The 3,298-nt window shown below is 68.7% G+C and carries 3 protein-coding genes; 1 reads left to right on the forward strand and 2 read right to left on the reverse strand.

What is annotated here, in order from left to right; all coding sequences use genetic code 11:
- Nucleotides 1-146: 146 nt before the first annotated feature.
- Together VGT00_02010 and VGT00_02015 are read right to left on the reverse strand one after the other, a co-directional pair.
- The gene (locus VGT00_02010) at nt 147-1,076 is read right to left on the reverse strand and encodes an NAD(P)-dependent oxidoreductase (GenBank protein ID HEV8530173.1); all 930 of its coding nucleotides are present in this window, start codon (nt 1,074-1,076) and stop codon (nt 147-149) included.
- Nucleotides 1,073-1,870, reverse strand: a complete 798-nt coding sequence (locus tag VGT00_02015; GenBank protein ID HEV8530174.1) for an alpha/beta fold hydrolase — start codon at nt 1,868-1,870, stop codon at nt 1,073-1,075. The genes VGT00_02010 and VGT00_02015 overlap by 4 nt, the downstream gene beginning before the upstream one ends.
- Before the next feature lie 120 nt (nt 1,871-1,990).
- On the opposite strand from VGT00_02015, the gene VGT00_02020 reads away from it, so the two are divergent.
- The gene (locus tag VGT00_02020) at nt 1,991-3,298 is read left to right on the forward strand and encodes an LLM class flavin-dependent oxidoreductase (GenBank protein HEV8530175.1); all 1,308 of its coding nucleotides are present in this window, start codon (nt 1,991-1,993) and stop codon (nt 3,296-3,298) included.

Raw genomic sequence — 3,298 nt, forward strand, 5'->3', positions numbered from 1 at the left:
AGCGGGACAGTCTCTCCCAGATCCTCCACGGGATCGGCAGGGTGGGGTCCTCGTCCCACGGGCACCGTGAACTCTACCGCCGCTGCTCGATGCTGCGGTTCCATCATATAAGGGCAGGGTGAGGGTGGCGTTGTCTCGCGAATAGCCTAGCGTACTGGGCTCGGGTTGCTGCCGGATGCTTTCTTCCGGACCTTCACGCCTGTCCATTGCTCATAAAGCGAGGTGACGGCGGCCATGTCGAGGGCGCCCAGGCCCTGCGCGTGCGCGGCCTCGTACATCTGCCGGACGGTGGCCGCCACCGGCATGGGCATCTCCAGACTGGCGGCCATGGCCAGCGCCAGCGAGAGATCCTTGCGCGACAGGTTGATGCCGAAGGACGGCGCGAAATTCCCGGCGAGCACGTTGGGCATGCGCTTGAGGAAGTGGTGGGAGCGGCCGCCGCTCGTGGAGAGGATCTCGAAGAGGCGCTCCGGGTCGACCCCGGCCTTCACCCCCAGCACCATCGCCTCGGCGGCCACCGCCATGTTCCCCATCGACATCACGTTGTTGACGATCTTCACGACCTGGCCCGAGCCGAGGGGACCGACGTGGTGGAGATCGGTGCCCAGCGTCATCAGAAGGGGCCGGCATCGCTCGAGCACGGCCGCCTCGCCCCCGATGAGAAAGACGAGCTTGCCGCTTCCCGCCTCGATGGGGCCGCCGCTCACGGGCGCGTCGAGACATTCGACGCCGGACTTTCTGGCCGCCGCCGCCACCTCGCGCCAGCAATCCGGATCGATGGTGCTCAGGTCGATCAATGTCATGCCAGGGCGGAGCGCCGAGAGCACCCCATCCTCGCCGAGATAGGCGCGGCGAACGGCGGCGGGATCGGTCAAGCTCGACAGGACGAAGTCCGCGGCTTCCGCGACTCGAGCCGGCGAAGCGGCCAGGATCACCCCGTTCGCCTTGGCCTGTCCGGCGCGGCCAGGATCCACGTCATAGCCCGTCACCGCATACCCCTCGGACACGAGCCGCCGCGCCATCTGCCCGCCCATGGTCCCCAAGCCAAGAAATCCGATCCTGGGCTTCGTCGTCATGGCGCGGTCCTCCCCGCCCCGCCCTCGGGCGGCAACGCGTCCAGGAAATCGAGGAGGACGCGGTTGAAGGCCGCGGGTTGATCGAGGTTCGAGGAGTGCCCGGCGCCCGCGATGACCTCGAGCCTGGCCCCGGGAATCTTCTTCGCCATGTACTCGCAGGGGGTGAGAAACGGCTGATCCTGGTCGCCCACGATGACCAGCGTGGGCACGGTGATCGACGGGAGCCCGTCGATGACGCGCGAGTCGCGCTGGGCGAGCATGCCGCGCGCGGCGTGGGCCAGGCCCTGCGCGGAGCGATGAAACCCGGCCGCCTCGCGCATCTCGCGGCTTCGTCCGCGGAGCGTGTCGAGCCCGCGCGCCTCCAGCTCCGCCGCCCGCTCCTGCGCCCGCTGGTTCCAGGCCGCGCGCGCGGCGGCGTTCCGGTACCCGGGGCCGGAGTCGCAGATGACGAGCGCGCGGACCATCTCCGGATGCGCGAGGTAGAAGCCAAGGGAGGCGTAGCCGCCGAGGGAGAGGCCGCCCACGATGGCCCGCTCCACGCCCACGTGCCGGAGCAGCGCCCGCATGTCGCCCACCGTCAGCTCCTCGGAATACCGCGCGGGATCGTCGGGGCTGTCCGTCTGCCCGTGCCCGCGCATGCTCCAGCTGATGACGGTGTAGCGGCCCTCGAGCGCGCGGTGCTGGCCGTCCCACATGCGTCGCGTGGCCGAGTAGCCGTGGCTGAGGAGCACGGCCGGCCCGCGGCCGCTCACCTCGTAGTCGATCTCGATTCCATTGAGTTCTGCTCGAGCCATGAAGACGCTCCTTTCGCTCGCGATGGCATCCAAGTATGCCATGAGGGCCGGGCGGCGACGTTGACAGCCCGCGGGCCTCCTCTTAAGATTGCTCACTTTCCCTCAACGCATGGAGGCGCGATGAAATTCGGCATCTTCTACGAGCATCAGCTCCCGAGGCCATGGGAGCGCGACAGCGAGCTGCAGCTCTTCCAGGACGCGCTCGACCAGGTGGAGCTGGCCGATGGCCTGGGCATCGACTATGCGTGGGAGGTCGAGCACCACTTCCTCGAGGAGTACTCGCACTCCTCGGCGCCCGAGGTGTTCCTGGCCGCCTGCTCCCAGCGCACGCGGCGCATCCGGCTCGGCCACGGCATCGTGCTCATGCCGCCGGGCTACAACCAGCCCGCGCGGGTGGCCGAGCGCCTCGCCACCCTCGATCTCGTCTCCCGGGGCCGCGTCGACTGGGGCACCGGTGAATCCGCCTCGCGCGCGGAGCTCGAAGGCTACGGCGTCAATCCGGCCGACCGACGCGCCATGTGGCGCGAGACCGTCGAGCAGGTCGCCAACATGATGGTGATGGATCCCTACCCCGGCTTCCAGGGCCAGTTCTTCTCGATGCCCGCGCGCAACGTGGTGCCCAAGCCGGTGCAGAAGCCCCACCCGCCCATCTGGGTTGCCTGCTCCAATCGCGAGACCATCCATCTGGCCGCGCAGCTCGGCATCGGCGCGCTGAGCTTCGCCTTCGTGGACCCTGCTGAGGCCAAGCACTGGGTCGACGACTACTACGAGACTTTCAAGCGCGAGTGCGTTCCCATCGGCCATGCCGTGAACCCGAACATCGCCATGGTCACGGGCTTCTCCTGCCACGGAAACGCCGAGGAGGCGCGCCGCCGCGGCAGCGACGGCTTCCGTTTCTTCCAGTTCGCCCTCGCCCATCACTACGTCTTCGGCAAGCACAAGCCGGGTCGCACCAATATCTGGACGGCTTTCGAGGCGGTGCGCGACCAGATCGGCACCGAGGTCTTGGGTGCCGGCACGGGCTGCATCGGCACCCCCGACGAGCTGCGCGCCGCCTTGCGGACCTTTCAGGACGCCGGGGTCGATCAGACCATCTTCATCCAGCAGGGGGGCAAGAACCGCCACGACCACATCTGCCAGTCCCTCGAGCTCTTCGCGGCCAAGGTCATGCCGGAGTTCGCGGAGCGCGAGGCCGAGCGCGAGCGGGCCAAGTACCAAGAGCTGGCGCCCTATGTCGAGGCGGCCATGGCCCGCAAGCAGGTCATGCGCTCGCTGGCCGACGGCGAGATTCCCGTGCACGAGGCCTACGGCAATACCGTGGCCCTCACCGACGAGGACATCCAGAAGCTGCCTGAGGGCAATCGGCGGCGCGTGCTGACCTTCCGGCGGATCCGCGAGATCGCCGAGCGGGCCGCCCGGGGCAAGTGA

Source organism: Candidatus Methylomirabilota bacterium (assembly GCA_036002485.1).
Taxonomy (GTDB): Bacteria; Methylomirabilota; Methylomirabilia; order Rokubacteriales; family CSP1-6; genus AR37.

What these genes read in the sequence shown, in the direction of transcription:
- VGT00_02010 (HEV8530173.1), bottom strand. Translation starts at nt 1,076, where the DNA reads ATGACGACGAAGCCCAGGATCGGATTTCTTGGCTTGGGGACCATGGGC.
- VGT00_02015 (HEV8530174.1), bottom strand. Translation starts at nt 1,870, where the DNA reads ATGGCTCGAGCAGAACTCAATGGAATCGAGATCGACTACGAGGTGAGC.
- VGT00_02020 (HEV8530175.1), top strand. Translation starts at nt 1,991, where the DNA reads ATGAAATTCGGCATCTTCTACGAGCATCAGCTCCCGAGGCCATGGGAG.